Genomic DNA, 18,273 nt, shown 5'->3' on the forward strand with positions numbered 1-18,273 from the left:
ATCAGAGCCTGTGACCGTTATGTAATAAGCGCCGTCAACTGTCCGGAGGGGGAGAAACAATCTTTAAGATTTCTGGTAGTTATAGGGTGTTCTTTAAAACATGCCGTGAGTTTTAGTCATTTTTTGGATACCTGATGGACTCGGTGGAGGGTTGGTATGGCGATCGCTTTGAAGGCTGCGGTGATTGGAACTGGAGTAATTTCTAGAGAGCATTTGAGCTTTTTAGAGCGATCGCGAAATGCGAATCTGGTCGGAGTTTGTGATCTGTCGAAGATCTCAGCCCGCTATGCCGCAGAACGTTTTCAGGCTGAGGCAGCTTACACCGACTATCGGCAACTTTTAGCAGAAACAAAACCCGATGTCGTGCACGTTCTCACGCCGCCTCAGACGCACTCCTGGATCGCGAAAGACTGTCTTGAATCGGGAGCGCATGTCATTTGTGAAAAACCGATCGCGCCAACTTACGAGGAGTTTCAGCAGCTTTGGTCGATCGCACAAGCGAATCAGCGGTATTTGATTGAAGATCAGAATTATCGATTTAATCAGCCGATTTTAGCGATCGAACAACTTATTGCTCAAGGTCGTCTGGGTGAAGTGGAAGAAGTCGAGATTCGGATTTCACTGGCAGTGCGAAAAATGGCGATGTTTGCCGATGAGAATTTGCCGAATCCGATTCACAAACTGCCTGGAGGTGTGATCCACGACACGATCACGCACATGGCGTATTTGGTGCTGCGATTTTTGCCTATGGAGTTCGATCGAGTTCGAGCCAGTTGGAGCAACTACGGCGGTGGTGATCTGTTCAAATACGATGACCTTGATGCTTTGCTCATTAGTGGGTCAAAACACGCTCGCATTCGGTTTAGCTCAACAACACTACCAGAATGCTTTGAAATCATCGTGCGCGGCTCGAAAGGTTACGCACAAACCGATTTATTTCAACCTTATGTTCGCGCCGTGTTACCTCGGAAAGTGGGCAAGCAACTGTCACCTTTAGCCAATCACTTCATCAATGGCGCGGAACTTATGCGCTGTAGTGTGCGGAATTTCAATCGAAAAATCATGCAGCGAACACCTTATGAAGGACTGCATGGATTACTCGATCGAACTTACACCGCATTGCTCAATGGCGATCCACCTCCGATTTCTTACGAAGACATGGAGCGTACAAGTCGATTAGTCGAAGCATTATTGGTAGAGGAGAATCGTTTATGAAGCTACTAATCACGGGCGCGTCTGGCTTTCTAGGACAATATGTGGTGGCGGAAGCTTTAAGGCGGGGTCATCAAGTTCGTGCGATCGTGCGTCCGGTGACGAAAATTGAAAAGTTCTCCTGGCATGATCATCCGAATCTAGAGATTGTGCGGTTAGATCTGCGGCGCAAAGATGGATTGATTGCAGCGATTGAAGGAATCGATGCTGTGATTCATCTAGCAGCGGCAAAATCGGGCGATTTCTACGCTCAGTTTGCGGGAACTGTGATTGCGACTGAAAATCTGCTAGAGGCGATGAAAGCGGCGAATGTGCTGCGCTTGATTGCGATTAGTACGTTCTCGGTTTATGACTATTGGAACTTGCCGATCGATACAGTGCTAAATGAAGATTCAGCGATCGAGCAAAATCCACTAGAGCGCGATGAATATGCTCAAACTAAGCTAATTCAAGAACGATTAGTGCGCGAATTCGAGCAAGAGAACAATGCACCTGTGACGATTCTTCGACCCGGCATGATCTATGGTCGTGACTATCTCTGGAATCCTTGCTTAGGTGCAGAACTGACAGATACACTCTGGCTCCGAATCGGTGCACGGGCACAGATGCCGATGAACTATGTTGAAAACTGTGCAGAAGCGATCCTTCTCGCCGCTGAGAAAGATAGTGCGATCGGTCAAACAATCAATCTCGTTGATGATAATTTGCCGACTCAGCGAGAATTTGCTAAAAAGCTATTTGCAAGACAAAAGGACTTTCCGCGAATGGTTCCGCTCAATTGGACATTCATGCGGGGATTCACTTGGATACTATGGCTATATAACAAAACAGTGCTGAAAGGACAGGCAAAGTTTCCGGGTATCTTTGTTCCGGCAAAACTTCATGCTAGATTTAAGCCCTTGCTTTACACAAATGATCGAGCGAAACAAATTTTGCAGTGGATTCCGCGATACAGCTTAGATGAAGCGTTCGATCGCAGTTGTAGCTCGATCGATTTGTTAGCGGTTCCGGTTGTCGCTCAACCTGCTCAAGATCAGGAACCTCAGCAAGCATTGGTCAGTTAGAGGGTGTTTGAAAAGTATAAAAAGCCTTTTCGCTTCGATTGCCTCCCGCCCTGAAATGAATTTCGGGCTAACCGTAGAAAGTCTACTGAAGTAGACTCAGAGGCAGCTTCAGGTTCTTAGTCCATTTCTAATGGACTTTCGCCGATTAGCCCGAAATTCATTTCAGGGCGGGAGGCTGCAACGAACGACAAACTTTTCAAACATCCTCTTAAGGGTTGCTCAGAGGCAAAACGAATGCGAATCGCCTATCTAACCGGAGAATATCCCAGAGCCACTGATACTTTCATTCAGCGAGAAGTTGCTGGACTCAGAGATTTAGGCGTTGAGGTTCACACCTTTTCTGTGCGTCGTCCCGGTGTTGAACAGTTAGTCGGGGAAGAACAGAAAGCAGAATTCGATCGCACAACTTATCTCCTGCCGCCCAAAGCGATACAATTGCTCGGATCGCATCTGAAGTTACTGCTCGGCGGGCGATATTGGCGATCGCTAAAACTCGCTTGGAAAACTCGACAACCCGGATTACGCGGATTACTCTATCAACTGTTCTACTTCTTAGAAGCTGGAATCCTCGCCCAACAAGTTCAACTCCGCCAAATTCAACATCTACATAACCATCTCGCAACTTCTAGCGGCACCGTTGCGATGTTGGCAGCGGAACTCGGTGGCTTTACCTTCAGTTTTACGCTTCATGGACCTTATATCTTTTTCGAGCCGTATCAGTGGCAATTAGCAGAAAAGATCGATCGTGCTTTGTTCGTTTGCTGCATTAGTCATTATTGCCGCAGTCAAGGAATGGTATTTGGCTCGATCGCATCCTGGAATCGAATGCACATCATTCACTGTGGCATTGATCCTGCCTTGTTTAAACCTGTGAGACATCAAGGCACTGGAAATCGATTGCTTTACGTTGGACGATTAGCAGCGGTGAAAGGCTTACCGATTCTGCTCGAAAGCTTGGCGAAATTGGTGTCGAACTATCCAGATTTAGAATTAACCGTGATCGGAGACGGAAGCGATCGAGAACAACTAGAAGCCTTGACAGATGAACTCAATTTGCGATCGAATGTCAAATTTCTGGGCTATCAATCCCAAGCCGAAGTTCGTCACCATCTTCAGAAAACCGATGTGTTTGTGATGGCAAGTTTTGCAGAAGGCGTTCCTGTCGTTCTAATGGAAGCAATGGCGGCAGGCGTTCCCGTGGTAGCGACTCAGATTGCTGGGGTGAGTGAATTAGTCGAACATGGAAGCAATGGCTATCTTGTTCCAGCCGGAGATGCAGAGACATTAACCGATCGAATTGGGGAACTGGTACAAGATGCGGAACTGCGATCGAGCTTTGGAACCGCTGGACGGGTAAAAGTAACCGCAGAATTCAACATCAAAACCGAAGTTGCACGACTCCATCAATTGATGAACCGTGCGCTAGAAGGAAAACCTGAAGCGATTCGTCCAGCGATCGATCCTTAGAGGATGTTTGAAAAGTTGTCGTTGTTGCCGCAACCCGCCCTGAAATAAATTTTGGGCTAATTGGCGCAAGTCCATTGAAATGGACTAAGAACTTCAAACTGTCTCCCAGTCTACTGAAGTAGACTTTCCACGATTAGCCCGAAATTTATTTCAGGGCGGGAGACAATCGAAGCGGAGAGACTTTTTATACTTCTCAAACACCTCTTAAACCTGCTCTCGAACCTTACCAACCTGCGCTTGAGGCAATTCTCTATACGATCGCGTCAAACTTGGCAACTCTGATTCATCATCAAAAATCGGAACGCGCTGCTTCACAGTGAGCAATGTGGCAATAAACAGCACCCAATAAACATTCGCCAATCGCAGCATATAGCTTTCGGTCATGTTATTGAGTGCGAGAAACGTGAGAAAACCCAACGACCAGAGATGCTCTGGATGCTTAGAACCATAAGCCCGCATCAACGCTTTAATAAAGCCCGACACATAGCAAATCAGGAACAGAGTCAAACCGATTAAGCCAACATCCAGTGCAATTTCAATAAATCCGTTGTGGGCGTGCGGTGCTCTGAATGCTTGCGATAGATAGGAGCTAATCGCTCTGGGGTAAGGACTATCCGGTGACCAAAAAGCACTACGACCAAACCCAAACAAAGGACGATCGAGCAAATAATCCAGCGAAACTTTCCAAATATAAGTCCGTCCGGTGAGGGTTGGATCTCTTCCTAATGCAGTGAGTAGCGCCACCCAGTTTGTGAGGACTGTAACAATCGCTGCCCCACCAATCAGAACTCCTAAGCTACCCAAGACAATCGATCGCTTGCCTCGCCACCGATAATGCCGATAAAACAGCATTAGTGCCAGTAGCGTGACTGCCAGCACAAGTGCAGTTCTAGAAGTCGAGAGCAAGATCAATGCTGCTGTACTCCCGATGCCGATTCGCTTAATCCAGCGATCGCGGGGTCGCTCTACAGGTAGCGCAAAAAACGCCAAGAACGCCATCACCATCATGCTGCCAAAGGTGTTTTTGTGTCCGTAGATGCCTCGCCACGCGCCAACGTGATCAACATCTAGCCCGACTGACGGTAGACCAACGGCAAACAGCACACTCGCGATCGCGCCAATTGTAAAGGTCAGCGCATAGAGCTTGACTTGTTCTCTAAGAGAAAACCGAGTTGCAATATATAACCCGAAGCAAGTCATTTGTGCCATCTCACGATTTGCCAGCAGCGTCCATTCTGGAAAATCTGACCAAGCAAATGAGAAGAGCACGAGCAGTGTGAGAATCCACAGTACCCAGTCTCGCCGCATCGTAATCAGCGTCCGCTTGCCATTGAGTAAAAGCAAGAGGGCACTGACAAACCAGATAAAATATCGAACGGTTGTGACAACGATTTCTGGAACCAGACCTGTATCGACACCATCGGTGGTGGCACCGGGCGTGAGACCGCCTGTGAAGAAGGTCAATCCGAAGACGACGAAGCAAATTTCAGCAAATAAAAGCAGCTTTTTCACACTTAGTCAGCCCCTGAATTCAGTGGGGGTCGATCGCAATACAGTCATGCCATGCAGTTTAAACGCTTATTGATCCTTCTAACGTAGGCTGCTACCCAAAATCCGCAGAATCTTGATATTCGGATCGCAAATTATGAGGAAACTGTCAGCCGTGAAACTCAGGAATTTTCGCGGCTAAACTCCGAATTTCTACGAACAGTAATTCCCGTAGCGATCGAGCACCTCTACCAGGGGGCAGAAATGCAAATCAACTAGCCTTAATAACGTGAGTACGCGAATCGCCTGAAATCTTTTGGTCTTTCGCTACTTCTCGCCATGCGTCTTTCGTTTCTGAATGCAGCCAAGCGACTCGATCGAGTTTTTCTACCCGCAACCGGCGAAAATCACGTCGAATCGAGTCAGCCAAGCGATCGACGTTTGAGCGTTTCAGGCTTTCGATCGCGATTTTTGCCCACACATTCGCATATTCTTCATCTTGACTTGCGTAGGAAAAAGCACACCGATAGCTGAGATAAGCAAATCGGTAATCATCATCCCATTTATAAAGTTTGCTCAATGCGCTGGTTATGAGCTTATCTCGAAGCGATTTTTCTGGGTAACCCAGTTGAGCAGGAAAGGGAAGTTTTAATAACTTCTCTAGTGTTTTTGCTGAAAAATCTGTGAACAATTTGCGGCTCTGGACGTGGATAAAATATCTGGAATAGCCCCAATAATGAGCAACGATGTCATCACTCGTAGACAAGGTTGTTTTCTGATTTAGAACAAGTCCGATCGATAATTGCTCCACATTAAAGATGGGACAAATACGGTAAATCTCATTCAACATCTCGATCGATTGATCAATCAGCGCTAAGTGACTCGAATCTACGCCGATCACGCCTGAGTTGTACATCGGAGAGTGTCGAGTGACGTTGATTCCCTGCACATTTAGCCCGTTTCCAATTCTGGGTAGGAACGGCTGATAGAGGGAATGATTCTCGATCGCATCCACTTCTTTACAGTGCATAACTGTTTGAGTGGGCGAAATTCTGTCAAAGAGTTCAGAGGGAGAATTGAGAAAGTAAGTGTCTGTATCGACCATCACCACTGGACATTGATAATGCTCCAAGAGTTTTTTTAACGCGAAACACTTAGCGCGATGGTTATAGGCTCCACCATCTGTCCAAGCCACTAATTCATCGGATGAGATGTGAAGAATGTCGATCGGTAGATCTGGGTCAAAGTCGATTTGATCAGTGACCACACTGATTCTGATTTCACTGGCAGTATTTTCCAACTGTTTCAGCGCTGAAAGGATGCTGAAAAAGAGTTCTAGTTTATACTTTTCATCTCCACCGTATAGGAAATAGCCGAGAACTCGGTATTCTGCCATTACGAATAAATCCTTGTGATCATCAGTAAAGTCTCTAACCGTTAAGATACTGAATTCCTCTGGATTATCGGCGTTACCCCGGAAAATTCTTAAAATCTTTGTAAAGTTACCTTGTATGAAGAATTTATTCTGAAGGTTCAGTAGGCTGCAAGCTGAAATTCACGAAATTCTTGTAAACCGTAGTTCCAAAGAATTGTCGCGGTGTAAAGAGTGTGGCGAGAGTAAACGATTCTCGCCCGTTTCGATTAGCTTCGTAGAGTTGTGCTTGCTTCCGTCAAGAGACTAGACAGGCGGCGAATCTTCTCAGCAACTTCTTCAGAAGTCTCGATCGTTAATTCGCTCGATGTGTCTCCGCCTAATTTACTGAGCAAATTCGCGATCGCGTCTGCGCTCTTTTCTTTACGAAGTGCATCTTTCAACTCTCCTAAGTCATTCGCGATCGCAAGCCCGCTAAGCTGTTGTTGCCATGCTTCAATGACCGTGATTGCTTGCTCGATCGGAATTGCGCTTACACCTTGTTCTAAAGCTGCGATCGTATTGTCAATGTTTGCCTGATCAACGTCTGCCATGATGAAATTCATCGATACAACGGAATTGATTGTGCTGAATTTTAATCATGCAGATCGTCACTCCAAGGTTTGAGACGATTAAGATTGACGATAGCGATCGAGCAATTCCGTCAAATAGTCAAAGCCATCGACTCCAATTTCTGTCGTCAATCGCGATCGTTGTTCCTGCATGATCTGATCGAATTGCTCTCCAAGTTGTCCTCGCAGAATCGTGAGCAAACCTGCTGGAGCACGCCAATCCGTCGTTCCCATTTGTTCAAGTTTGTACATTGCGATCGCGGATGCAAACACAACTTTTGAATAGTCCTTCTCTTGATAGAATGCTTCGCCAAAGTTCGCCAAACACAGTGCATGAAGATAGCGATCGCCCGCGTCCGCAGCGGCATAACTCGCTTGTTCTAAGTACTTCAGAGCTTGGTCAACGTCATTCAAGGTTACATAGGCACTTCCCAAACTGAGCGCACAAAGGGCTTGACTTTGTAGATCTTTCAGCTTTTCAGAAAGTGCTAAACCTTGTTCGAGATACCCGATCGCTAATTCGTACGCATCGGGATCAGATTCGAGTAGCTGCGCTTGGAATACTTCCGCATATCCCAGGTTTGCGAGGGCATTCGCTTCACCCATGCGATCGCCCGATTGCCGACTGAGAATTAATGCCCGTTGACTGGTACTGATCGCTTCTGCATATTGTTTTTGACTGATACTGATACGGCTCAGATGATTGAGATTTGCAATTTCACATTTGCGATCGCCTGCTTCTTGAGCTATTTCTTTTGCCAGTTCATGAATTTCTTTTGCGATGTCAAATGCTCCAAAGACTCGCTGTGCGGCTCCGATTAAAGTCAGAATTCGCGCTTTTTCTTGAGTGCCTTCAGTCTGTTTCAAAGGTTCGCTCAAATAGTTCATTGCTTCCCGGAAATGCCCACCTGTAAAGGGTGTGTAAATCGTTCCATACAGAGGGAAGTAATCGCGCTGAGCAAAAACGCGGAGGATTTGTAACGTCACTCGAAAAGATGCCTCTGAAAAGCGCGATCGATGAATCGAATTCAAGGACGAAGACTGAGCAAATCCATTCGCTAACTCTGACCAAATGAGAGCAAACGTGAGAAACAGCGAAACACAGAGCGATCGTCCCGCTTTGGAACTATAGCTTTGATTTTCTGCCCAACTGACTAACCCACGCTGTAGGGTTTGAACCACGATCGACAACTCCACCCAATCGGCAACACTTAGATCCGGCTGATCCTGTGCCCAAAATCTGACCGGATCATTACGATCGAGAACCTCGAAAAAGGATTTTAGGTTTTCTCCAATCGGTTGTTTTGCCCACACTTCCCAGGGATTGATTCCTTTGGGTGAGCCTTCAAATCCGAGTTGATTTGGGTCATAAATCCAACTGACTAAATGCGGCTGTAATATATTCCAAGATTGAAAACCTCGGAGAATTCCTTCGCTCAATTGTGCAAGTTCCTGCTGAGTTTCAGGATCAGAAATCGGTTGTTGTCTTGACGTGAGTGCGACTTGTTTAAGCTGATCAGCATTTAAGCTATCGGGATGATTGGGATCGCTCAAGTTTAGAAAAATGAGTAAGCGATCGCTTTTATCCGCTTGATTTAAACGTCGAACGGCAGTTGCGATCGCGCTTCGATTTCGATTTTCAGATTGCCAGCGGCTCCATTCTCCATCCAGCGTTTTCAAGGCTCGCATTGCCCGCATTGCTTTCGCTTGCTTCAATTCATCGCTTTTATCGTTTGCCTGAGTTTCAGTTTGCATATAGCGATCGCGAAATTTCACCTCAAAAATTTCGCCGCTATCCGGTTCAATCTCCTGCACCAGCATTTGATAAACCTGTTCTTTCGATCGAATATTGCCTTTGAGCGTCATTTGGATAATTTGTTCGATCAGATTGGAATAGCGATCGCCCAGTGCAGAATCAGACATATAAATTTCAGCGATAGAGGCTTTTCTCATTCTAAAAGTTCTGCTGAAAGTCAATCATTTTCCAATCAAAATTCAAAGAAAAAATCGACGAGTTGCGTTTGTGAATCGGGCAAACTTGTATATGATTAAAAATAATTCAGCCGATTTGCTGTGAGGAGTTGATCGATGAAAGGTTTAACAAGTTTATTTGGAGCCGCAGTGGTTGGATTGATCGCGTATCAATCTCCTGCTTCTGCTCAAGCCGCCTATGGAAGTTATATCGGGATCGGTCCGGCGATCGGACTCACAAGCGGCAACGGAGACGGAAGCAGTGTCTCAGCGGTCGTCTCTGGACGCTATAAGTTTCTAAGAGCGCCGATTTCGCTACGAGCACAGGCATTTTTGGGCAGCGGAACCGCGATCGTGCCCACGGTTTCTTATGACTATCCGCTGAATTGGCAAACTGATATCTACATCGGTGCAGGTGCTTCGATTCCACTCGGTGGCGATTCGGTCGTGGGCAACCGCACCAGTTTCGCGATTCAGCCGGGAATCGATTATGTTTTGCCAAATAGCAATCTCGTGGTCTTTGGCAATGCGGTGATCGCGTTCGATGGATACCGTGGTGGAGGAGCCGCAGCGACCTTACAAGGTGGAGTCGGCTTACGATTCTAGGTTGACGGAAGAGTGCGAAATTCGTAACGATAAAGAAGTTCGTTGCGATCGCATTTCTTTATGACCGCTTTAAGCTGGACAGAACTCGAAGCCCTGACTGATTTCGACCTCGATCGCGTGAATGGTCCGACCAATTCCCAAGCCCGACTCCGCTTGTTTGGGCATTCGGAATCGGATGTGCGCGTGACTTTGTATCGTGATTATCACGCCTGGTGCCCTTACTGTCAGAAAATCTGGCTGTGGCTCGAAGAGAAACAAATCCCGTACCGCATCGAGAAAGTGACGATGTTCTGCTACGGGGAAAAGGAAGCTTGGTATAAGCGAAAAGTACGATCGGGAATGCTACCCGCGATCGAGCTTGATGGTCGAATCATTACCGAAAGCGATGATATTCTGATTGCACTCGAACGGGCATTCGGTGTTTTGACGTTCGGAATGGAAGATCCCAAAGTGAAGCCGCTTCGCTGGTTGGAACGACTTCTGTTTCGGGGTTGGTGTAACTGGCTCTGTTATCCCTCATACTCTGCGCGGGAAGAGCAACAAAAGCGCGAGAAATTTATCGAAATCGCGGCACAGGTCGAAGAGGCTCTGAGCAAAACGCCAGGAGACTACTTTTTAGAAGAATTTAGTACAGTTGATGTGATTTTCACGCCGTATGTTGAGCGGATGAATGCCAGTTTGTACTACTACAAAGGCTATTCGATGCGCGAGGAGAATCCGCGACTCAAGGCTTGGTTTGATGCGATGGAAACTCGATCGGCGTATCGCGGCACTCAAAGCGATTTTCACACTCATGTTCACGATTTGCCGCCTCAGATGGGGGGATGCTGGGAAAATGGCGAACCGCAAATGTTAGTCAACAAAGCGCGAGTAGATCAAGGTGATTGGTTTGAGCTACCGGATGTGAGTTATCCAGAGCCGGAAACCTCGCGCCAAGAAGCGCTGCATCGAGTGATCAAACATCGATCGAACATCATCCGAGTCAATCCCGCAGCCGATCGATTGATCGATGAAGCTTTGCGCTGTGCATTGACTCGAATGATGACGGGTGAAAGTTGTGTACCGCCAATCGGATCAGATGTGGCATTGCGATATTTGCGCGATCGAGTTAGCGTCCCGCGTGATATGTCGATTTATGCTGCAAAGCGATTTAGAACTGCACTCGAAGAGACAGCCGCTCTAGTTGGAGAGGATCAAGGTCTGCCGATTCCGATTAAGCATCGACGCGATCAAGATCCGGCGAATTTTGCCAAACCAGTATGAATTTGACGAGTCTTTCCGCTTCGATTCAGTCCCGCCCCGGAATGGAATTCGGGGCTAGTTGAACGAAGTCCACTGAAGGGGACTGAAGACCAAACATCAGCCTTGTAGTCCTGAAGGGACTTCGCACCGTCAGCCCCGAATTCTATTCCGGGGCGAGTGAGCAACGAAGCGCAGAACCTCACCAAACTCACGTCACATCACCCATTGATAGAGGTCGCTCCGGAAGAAGAACAAGCGGATCAACCAATAAACGAAAAAGCTAAAAAGCAGCACGATCGTAATTCCCGTCCGCTGTTCAATTTGATTAATCGTTCTAACTAACTGAATTCGGCTCGACTTCGGAAGAACGATCGCGCTCAATACCAATCCACCCACGAAAACGACGATCGGTGCGAAAGCGTGAATTTTGAAGGCGTGATCAAAGTGACCTTGTAAAAGCTCGATCGTAGCGCGAGAAATTCCACAACCCGGACAGGGAACTCGCAAACTATGACGAATCGGACATTGCCAACTCGGTAAACCGAGCAACATCAATCCAAAGTGAACGATCGCTGCTGCGACGAGAATCAGACAGAGTTTACGCGATCGCAGTAATGAAGCCAGCATCGTTTAGCTCACAGAAGACGGAACCACAATATACCCAGATGCTCGATCGCCCAAAACTAGATTTTTTTCCGCTCCCCAATACCACCAATACGCCGCCACATAAGCACAAATCAAACTATCAAACTGATCTTCAACGGCTTTCAGATCGGCTCCTTTATTTGGAATTTCTGGAAGTGTTTCTAATTTTAGTTTCGGTTCGATTTGAGGTAATCGCTCTAGGATAAACTGACGTAATTTTTCTAGTTCAGGTTTGCGTTGTGCGATCGTGCCTTTCTTGTATTTCAAAATCTGATTCAGCCCGAATAAATGCACCATTGCCGGATGTGGAAACACTTCGATTTGATAACGCCCCGAACGTTGTGCCTCAATGGTTGGCGCGTGTTCAAATCCGCGTGATTCCAGGCTGAGTCCTAAACCAACCGTACGATCGGCAAACGGAAGCCCTAAATTCGCGGGGTAGCATCCGGCATGATATCGCCCGAAGTGTTTGTGTGCTAAGCGATCGGGAAGTCGCATTCCGGTTTGATTTGGAATAATCGTTGGGGCATCGACTGCCACGATCGCGGAATCTGGAGCGTGTTGATCAATCCAGGAAAGCACTTCATCGATCGAGCTTTCTCGCCGCAAATCCCGCAGCGTCAACACCCCATTTTCCAGTTCTAAACAACACAAACCGCTGGGATTCGTGCTCCAGCCTAAATCAATTCCGAGGCATTTCACGATCGATTCTCTTCGATTCTTAGGCGCTCGATTTCTGCTCGAATCGCTGCAAGTTGTGCAGTCAATTCTTGCAATTCAAGCTGAACCTCTGGGGAAGGCGTAGTCGTCACAACCGGAGTCGCTGTAGTTGTCACCGTTGTACCAGAATTCATCTCGCCTCGACGTTGAGCGATGAACTGATCGACATAACTCCGCGCCTCTTGCTCGGTCACTTCTCCCTTCTCTGCCCATTCGCGAGCGAGTTGATCGAGGTCGGTTTTGATTTTAGTCAGATTCACTTCTCGCTTGTAGGGATCTTGGAGAATTTCGACGAGGGATGCAGTCGCTCCAAGCGTGACGCGGAAGCTTCTTTGTAAGATGCGAACAACAGTATCAGAATTCATAGATTCAGACCGTGCAACTCAATGATCCGATTCTACTCTAAGGAATTTTGCTGCACCGTTTTTGTCGCATTCAGCAACTTGAGTGAATGTGCAAAAGATCGATCGCATCAGCCTTCAGTCCCCTTTCCTGATTCATTCCATTGGAAACCTTAACAGTTCTACATAATTTCCTTAAGATAAGAAGAACCGCATTCCCGAACTTGACCCATGCAGATTAAAGCTCGCTCTCCGTTTCTGTTGATTGCTCCATTTTTCCTTTGGGGTACGGCGATGGTCGCGATGAAAGGTGTGATTCCAAATACGACTCCGTTTTTTATGGCGGGAGTCCGGTTACTGCCCGCTGGAATTTTGGTTTTGCTGGCGGCGGTGTGGATGAAGCGATCGCAGCCGAAAGGATGGGCAGCATGGCTCTGGATTAGTCTCTTTGCGCTGGTGGATGGTGCGATGTTTCAGGGGTTTCTGGCGCAGGGACTGGTTCGGACTGGCGCAGGATTGGGATCAGTGATGATCGATTCTCAACCGTTAGCCGTTGCGCTGATGGCATTGTGGTTGTTTGGGGAAAAGATTGGAGTTTGGGGCTGGTTGGGATTAGCGATCGGGGTCGGTGGAATTAGTCTGCTCGGATTGCCGGAAGAATTGCTTCTCTCGGCGGGATCACGGCTCGGAGATGCCTTTGTTGATGTGGGTTCGTTTACCGATTTACTTGCAGGCTTGTTCGATAACGGTCAGTGGTTGATGCTGTTAGCTGCGTTGTCGATGGCAGTTGGTACGATTCTTTCTCGGTATGTTTGTCAATATGCCGATCCGATATCTGCGACAGGTTGGCACATGATTTTAGGGGGATTGCCGCTCTTTGGATTGTCGAGCCAGTTGGAAAGTGAGCAATGGAGTCATTTAACGGCTGCAAATTGGACATCGTTGTCTTATTCGACGATTTTTGGAAGCGCGATCGCATACGGGTTATTTTTCTATTTCGCCGCTAGTGGAAGTCTCACAAGTTTAAGTTCGCTAACATTTTTGACACCCGTATTTGCATTGCTATTTGGCAACCTTTTCTTATCGGAAGTGCTGAGTCCGATTCAATGGGCGGGTGTGGGATTGACGCTCGTGAGTATTTATCTAATCAATCAGCGGGATGTCTTGGGTGAGAAACTCAGCGGATCAATTTCTGAGTCGATCGAGGAAGTTCAGGGTAACATAGCCGAGAATAGGCAATTGCTACCGCAAGCCGAATCAAATCTCCGTGAAATTACGACCCTATCCGATTCCGACTCGTAGCGATAAGCCGAGCCGGATGGCGATGTGACCTTCCGTTCTGGATTTCGTTATGGTTCGCCTTCAACTCCTGATCGTCACTTGTGCGGCTTGTCTTGGCGTTTCGACTCGCTCAGTTGCAACTGTTCCATCTCAACCCATCCTGCTCACACAAACCGCACAGCAAGCTAAAACTCCATTTTGGGCATCGCCTCTAGTTCTCGGTGGCATCGGTGCGACGAGCGTTGTGGGCGCGATGACGGTGTTTGTTTTGAAACGATCAGGTCGCTCGACTCCTGAAATTTTAGAGCCGATTACGCCTGATCCCCAACCCGTTACACCACCAAAACTACCGACACTCAACAGCTCGAATGGCTCGAAGCCAGATTTTCCTTCGCGCAACGGACACACGCAAACCGAGACGCTTTCACAGGCTGAAACTTTAGAAGCCTTACTGCAAGTGGTGGAGCCACCGAAACCCGCGCTGCCTCCGAAATTAGAAGAAACGACGCGACTGGCGAAAGTCAATATCGTCGATGAACTGATTCAAGATTTGCGATCGCCCGATCCAGCAAAACGCCGCAAAGTGATTTGGGAACTGGGACAGCGTGGTGATACTCGTGCGGTTCAGCCTTTGGTCGATTTGCTAATTGATTCCGATTCTAAACAGCGGAGTCTTATTCTCTCAGCCTTGTCAGAGATTGGAACCCGGACGCTGAAACCGATGACACGAGCATTGGCGGTTTCACTTCAGGATGAAAATGCTGAGGTGCGGAAAAATGCGATTCGGGACTTAACCCGTGTCTATGACATGGTTTCGCAGATTAGTAATTTGCTGCACAAGGCGACTGAAGATTCAGACAAGGACGTGCAAGAAACGGCGAAATGGGCGTTAAATCAATTGAGTCGAATTCGATCGACTCCTACGGATACGTTGCCTGCACTCAAAAATTCGGTCAGTCCTCCAGAGAGTTTGCCTTAGAGACACTCTGGGGGTGGACTATCGCCCATTAAGCGGCAGCCCGATCGCATCAGCGAATCTAGATCAAGATTCCAATCTTTTAGACCGTATCGATTTCCGACGCTGAAGAGTGCTTTATCATTACCCGCGAACGAGACGTGTTCGATCGGCTCTTGAGATCCGAGTAGCGTTTTTAGAAACGTTCCATCCTGCATATTCCAGAGGCGAATGGTGCGATCGCGTCCCGCAGATGCTAGAACCTTCCCATCTGCACTAAAGCTCAAACTGGTAACGGTATTCTCATGTCCTGACAGCGTTTGATTCGGGATCGTTTCTCGTTCAGAGTTCGCATCACCGACTGTCCAAAGTTTGATTGTGTCGTCTGATCCCGCTGATGCGATCGTCTTTCCATCTGGAGCGAATGCCAGGTCGTTAATGCCCTGGATCTTTTCAGATTGGCTGTCATGATTGCCTAACAGCACAGGATTCTGACTGTCCGGATACCATAAATGAATCGAGTTATCGATCATTCCTGCCGCCAGAATTCGACCATCTGGACTAAAGCGAATCACATTTGCAGTGGCATTATGCCCTTTGAACGTGTCTAGAATTCTGCCTTGGCTCACACTCCAGAGTTTGATTGTTTGATCCGCACTTCCTGAAGCAAGCACTTCCCCGTCCGATCGAAAACTCAGCGCTGTCACCGCTTGCGTATGCGCGGATAAGGTTTGAATCAAAATGCCTTTCTCCACATTCCAGAGCTTGATCGTTTTATCCTGACTCGCGGAAGCTAACCGTTTTCCGTCTGGACTAAAGGCAAGTTGAGTAATCGTGCCTTGGTGTCCTTTGAAGCTTGCGAGTTGTTGGAACTTTTCACCGTTGCGCTGCCAAAGTTGGATCGTATTGTCACGAGTCGAAACAGCGAAGGTTTTGTGATCAGGACTCATGCTGGCATTTGAGAGCGAAACGCCGACGGGTGTAGTAGGTTGTTCAAAAAGTACGATCGCTTGTTGCAGTGTTGTGGTCGTGCTGAGTTTGAGAGTTTCGGGTACAAAATTCCAAGGTCGATCGATTTGCTGAAGTTTGTGTCCAGCTTTTAGAGCAGTGCTGAGCGCTCCCGGTTGACTGGATTCAATCTGAGTAGTTGCTGCGCTCGATAGTTTTTGTACAGCTTGAATCTGCTCATTGCGCGATTGGTACAGTCCCACACCTGTTACGGCAACTGCAACAACTCCAAGGATTTTCAGACCTGCTGTGATCAATTGACGGGTTTCAGGTTTTTGAGTGTGTTCAACTGCGGATTGGGTCAGATTCCGAGTAGAGCGATCGACTTGTTGCACTGTATTTGCTGCAATCTGACTGGCTTCAGTAGTGCGCTGACGATAGATTGCTTGCCCAGAATTTGCAGCGTGATGAATGGATTGATTGAATTCACCTAGTTTTGTCGTAATCGTATTTTGAAGCTGGGCGACTCGCTGTTTTGATTGAGCGTGTTTAGCGGTTGCAAAACTTCCCGCTGCTTGGGTGGCTTGTGCGATCGTATTTGCAGTCTGTTTGAGCTGCTTCTGAGTCGCAGTTTGCAGCCGCTTGATCTGTTCTTGAGTTTGATTTGGTTTCGCAGGTTTCGCGATCGGACGTGGAGCAGGTTTAGAAGTAACTTCTCGAACTGGAGGAATCGCAGTTTCAGAAACGGGGTTTTGAACTGGAGCGACGATCGGTTCAGAAATGTGTTCTTGCTTGAATGGTGTAGCGACTTCAGAAACAGTTTCTTGAGGTTCAACTTTCGCAACTTCGGAAGGTTGAATTGCTAAAGGAATGACTTCTCCAACCGTTGGAATACTAGATTCAATAACGTGAGGCTCAGCGGGTTCTTCAGTCTGCTCGAATTGAATGACGGGTTCAACTGCGGGCAAATCAGCTTTCTGAAATTGAACCAAAAGTTCTTCCGCTGTTGGTGAAATCGGTTCAGGCTCGATCGAAGATTCTTCAGATTGCTCGAAGTGAATTGCAGGTTCTTCGACTTTTGGTAAAACTGGCTCAGGATGCTGCTCGATCGCAGATTCTTCAAAAGAGGATTCGGCTTGCTCAAACCGGATCAAAAGTTCTTCTGGTGTTGGCGAAATGGTTTCAGGTGCGTCCTTCGAGGCTTCCTCAACGAATGATTTCGCTTGAATTGCAGGTTCTTCAACCTTTGGCGCAATGGGTTCGAGAACAATCTTTTGGAGAATGGGAATTGCAGGTTCGATCGAGGACGGTTTCTCGATCGGGGCTGGAATGACGATTTCTGGCTTTGGTTTGACGAGTGAAGCTGAACGATCGAGCGGCGGATCGATATTCGTCGCTTTGATATTTGGAAAGAGAAGCTCTAGCGGATCTTGAGGTTTGATTCCTAGAACGATTTGGGATTGTGCTTGACCGATGCGGCTCGGCGTTTGTGTGATCGCTTTCGAGGGGCGATCGTCTGTGTCCCGGTGCAGCCATGACAATTGTTGGTTCGTTCGATCGATGTATTGAATCGTGCGATCGTGAACATAATTCGCCAACACCGAAGCGGTCACAACGCCCTGCGGATTTGCTGCGGCTCCTCTGAGTCCTTCGATTAGAAAGTGGCTAAAAATTCCATGTCCTAGCTCTGGAAACTTCCAGGATTGTTGCCGCCCTTTTCCGCTAGGGGTGTCACACGACAACAAAGCATGAAATCCAGAATTCTGACTGGCTGAGTGTCGAAACATTTGACTCAACTGCTCAACCGGACTATCGAGCAATTCCGGTGTCTCGCTTTGAGCCGTCATTCCATTCGCGTGACAGACATCGATCCACAAAATTTGCTGCTTTGCCGCACAACTTCCGAGCATTCCCAACAGTTTGATCGCGCTCAATCCGGTTTGCAGCATCGCGTCTTTCTGCGTGTCTGCTAAACAAAACACCGCTTGCTGTAACCGTGAATCGATCGAACCATGCCCACAAAAATAAAAAACAACCGTATCGTCTGGTTTTGCTTGATTGACGATCGCTTCTAATCCCGATCGCACTGCTTCCAAGGTCGGAACCGTTGCCTGATCGTGATACACCTGAACCGATGTGTTTGGAAACTCTTGAGTGGCATCCGCGAACGCATCCGAGAGTCGCTGAGCATCGATCGTGGAATATTGCAGAATTGGAAATCGTCGATCGGCATACTGGCTCACTCCCACGAGGAGAACCCAGAGCTTTGCTTGTCCAGTCTTAAGCGTAGATTGCATGAAGAGTAGATGTTGGGCTAGTTCAGAGGTCGTAACGCAAATGGACGCACCCG

At 47.6% G+C, this 18,273-nt stretch carries 15 protein-coding genes; 7 read left to right on the forward strand and 8 right to left on the reverse strand.

Translation table 11 applies throughout. From position 1 onward, the window contains the following. Nucleotides 1-156: 156 nt before the first annotated feature. The 3 genes from NIES2104_RS08875 to NIES2104_RS08885 all read left to right on the forward strand — a co-directional run bounded on the left by NIES2104_RS08875 (nt 157) and on the right by NIES2104_RS08885 (nt 3,743). On the forward strand, nt 157-1,215 hold the full coding sequence (locus NIES2104_RS08875) for a Gfo/Idh/MocA family protein (protein WP_058997727.1): 1,059 nt from the start codon (nt 157-159) through the stop codon (nt 1,213-1,215). After that, entirely contained in the window at nt 1,212-2,276 is a 1,065-nt protein-coding gene (locus NIES2104_RS08880; RefSeq protein ID WP_058997729.1) for an NAD(P)-dependent oxidoreductase, read from the forward strand. The genes NIES2104_RS08875 and NIES2104_RS08880 overlap by 4 nt, the downstream gene beginning before the upstream one ends. A gap of 234 nt (nt 2,277-2,510) precedes the next feature. Then, a complete protein-coding gene (locus NIES2104_RS08885) occupies nt 2,511-3,743 on the forward strand; it encodes a glycosyltransferase (RefSeq protein WP_058997732.1) in 1,233 nt (410 codons plus the stop codon). A 204-nt stretch (nt 3,744-3,947) separates the two neighbouring features. Here the strand turns inward: NIES2104_RS08885 and NIES2104_RS08890 are convergent, their stop codons facing one another. The 4 genes from NIES2104_RS08890 to NIES2104_RS08905 all read right to left on the reverse strand — a co-directional run bounded on the left by NIES2104_RS08890 (nt 3,948) and on the right by NIES2104_RS08905 (nt 9,167). Further along, complete coding sequence (locus tag NIES2104_RS08890; protein WP_072218044.1) at nt 3,948-5,255, reverse strand: O-antigen ligase; 1,308 nt, start codon at nt 5,253-5,255, stop codon at nt 3,948-3,950. Between the two features lie 247 nt (nt 5,256-5,502). Further along, complete coding sequence (locus NIES2104_RS08895; RefSeq protein WP_058997734.1) at nt 5,503-6,627, reverse strand: hypothetical protein; 1,125 nt, start codon at nt 6,625-6,627, stop codon at nt 5,503-5,505. A gap of 245 nt (nt 6,628-6,872) precedes the next feature. After that, a complete protein-coding gene (locus NIES2104_RS08900; protein WP_058997735.1) occupies nt 6,873-7,196 on the reverse strand; it encodes a hypothetical protein in 324 nt (107 codons plus the stop codon). Nucleotides 7,197-7,274: 78 nt separating this feature from the next. Continuing rightward, entirely contained in the window at nt 7,275-9,167 is a 1,893-nt protein-coding gene (locus NIES2104_RS08905) for a tetratricopeptide repeat protein (RefSeq protein ID WP_225895229.1), read from the reverse strand. A 135-nt stretch (nt 9,168-9,302) separates the two neighbouring features. On the opposite strand from NIES2104_RS08905, the gene NIES2104_RS08910 reads away from it, so the two are divergent. Beyond that, on the forward strand, nt 9,303-9,791 hold the full coding sequence (locus tag NIES2104_RS08910) for a hypothetical protein (protein ID WP_058997739.1): 489 nt from the start codon (nt 9,303-9,305) through the stop codon (nt 9,789-9,791). A 60-nt stretch (nt 9,792-9,851) separates the two neighbouring features. Next, a complete protein-coding gene (locus tag NIES2104_RS08915; protein ID WP_058997742.1) occupies nt 9,852-11,054 on the forward strand; it encodes a glutathione S-transferase family protein in 1,203 nt (400 codons plus the stop codon). 192 nt (nt 11,055-11,246) lie between these two features. Here the strand turns inward: NIES2104_RS08915 and NIES2104_RS08920 are convergent, their stop codons facing one another. The 3 genes from NIES2104_RS08920 to NIES2104_RS08930 are packed head-to-tail and all read right to left on the reverse strand — an operon-like array spanning nt 11,247 to nt 12,763. Continuing rightward, entirely contained in the window at nt 11,247-11,660 is a 414-nt protein-coding gene (locus NIES2104_RS08920; RefSeq protein WP_058997743.1) for a DUF2752 domain-containing protein, read from the reverse strand. Nucleotides 11,661-11,663: 3 nt separating this feature from the next. Beyond that, a complete protein-coding gene (locus NIES2104_RS08925) occupies nt 11,664-12,380 on the reverse strand; it encodes a DUF429 domain-containing protein (protein ID WP_058997745.1) in 717 nt (238 codons plus the stop codon). After that, nucleotides 12,377-12,763 (reverse strand): hypothetical protein, encoded by a 387-nt coding sequence (locus NIES2104_RS08930; RefSeq protein WP_058997747.1) that lies wholly within the window; start codon nt 12,761-12,763, stop codon nt 12,377-12,379. Before NIES2104_RS08930 ends, NIES2104_RS08925 begins: the two co-directional genes overlap by 4 nt. Before the next feature lie 207 nt (nt 12,764-12,970). Here NIES2104_RS08930 and NIES2104_RS08935 point away from each other — a divergent pair, with 207 nt between their 5' ends. Both NIES2104_RS08935 and NIES2104_RS08940 read left to right on the forward strand, forming a co-directional pair. Continuing rightward, nucleotides 12,971-14,041 (forward strand): DMT family transporter, encoded by a 1,071-nt coding sequence (locus tag NIES2104_RS08935; protein ID WP_058997749.1) that lies wholly within the window; start codon nt 12,971-12,973, stop codon nt 14,039-14,041. Between the two features lie 49 nt (nt 14,042-14,090). Next, nucleotides 14,091-14,999 (forward strand): HEAT repeat domain-containing protein, encoded by a 909-nt coding sequence (locus tag NIES2104_RS08940; protein ID WP_058997752.1) that lies wholly within the window; start codon nt 14,091-14,093, stop codon nt 14,997-14,999. Here the strand turns inward: NIES2104_RS08940 and NIES2104_RS08945 are convergent. Continuing rightward, nucleotides 14,996-18,220, reverse strand: coding sequence for a caspase family protein (locus NIES2104_RS08945; protein WP_058997754.1), 3,225 nt, complete (start codon nt 18,218-18,220; stop codon nt 14,996-14,998). The two genes, NIES2104_RS08940 and NIES2104_RS08945, sit on opposite strands and share 4 nt — an antisense overlap. Nucleotides 18,221-18,273: the final 53 nt, after the last annotated feature.

The sequence above is a fragment of the Leptolyngbya sp. NIES-2104 genome (assembly GCF_001485215.1).
Classification (GTDB): Bacteria; Cyanobacteriota; Cyanobacteriia; order Leptolyngbyales; family Leptolyngbyaceae; genus Leptolyngbya.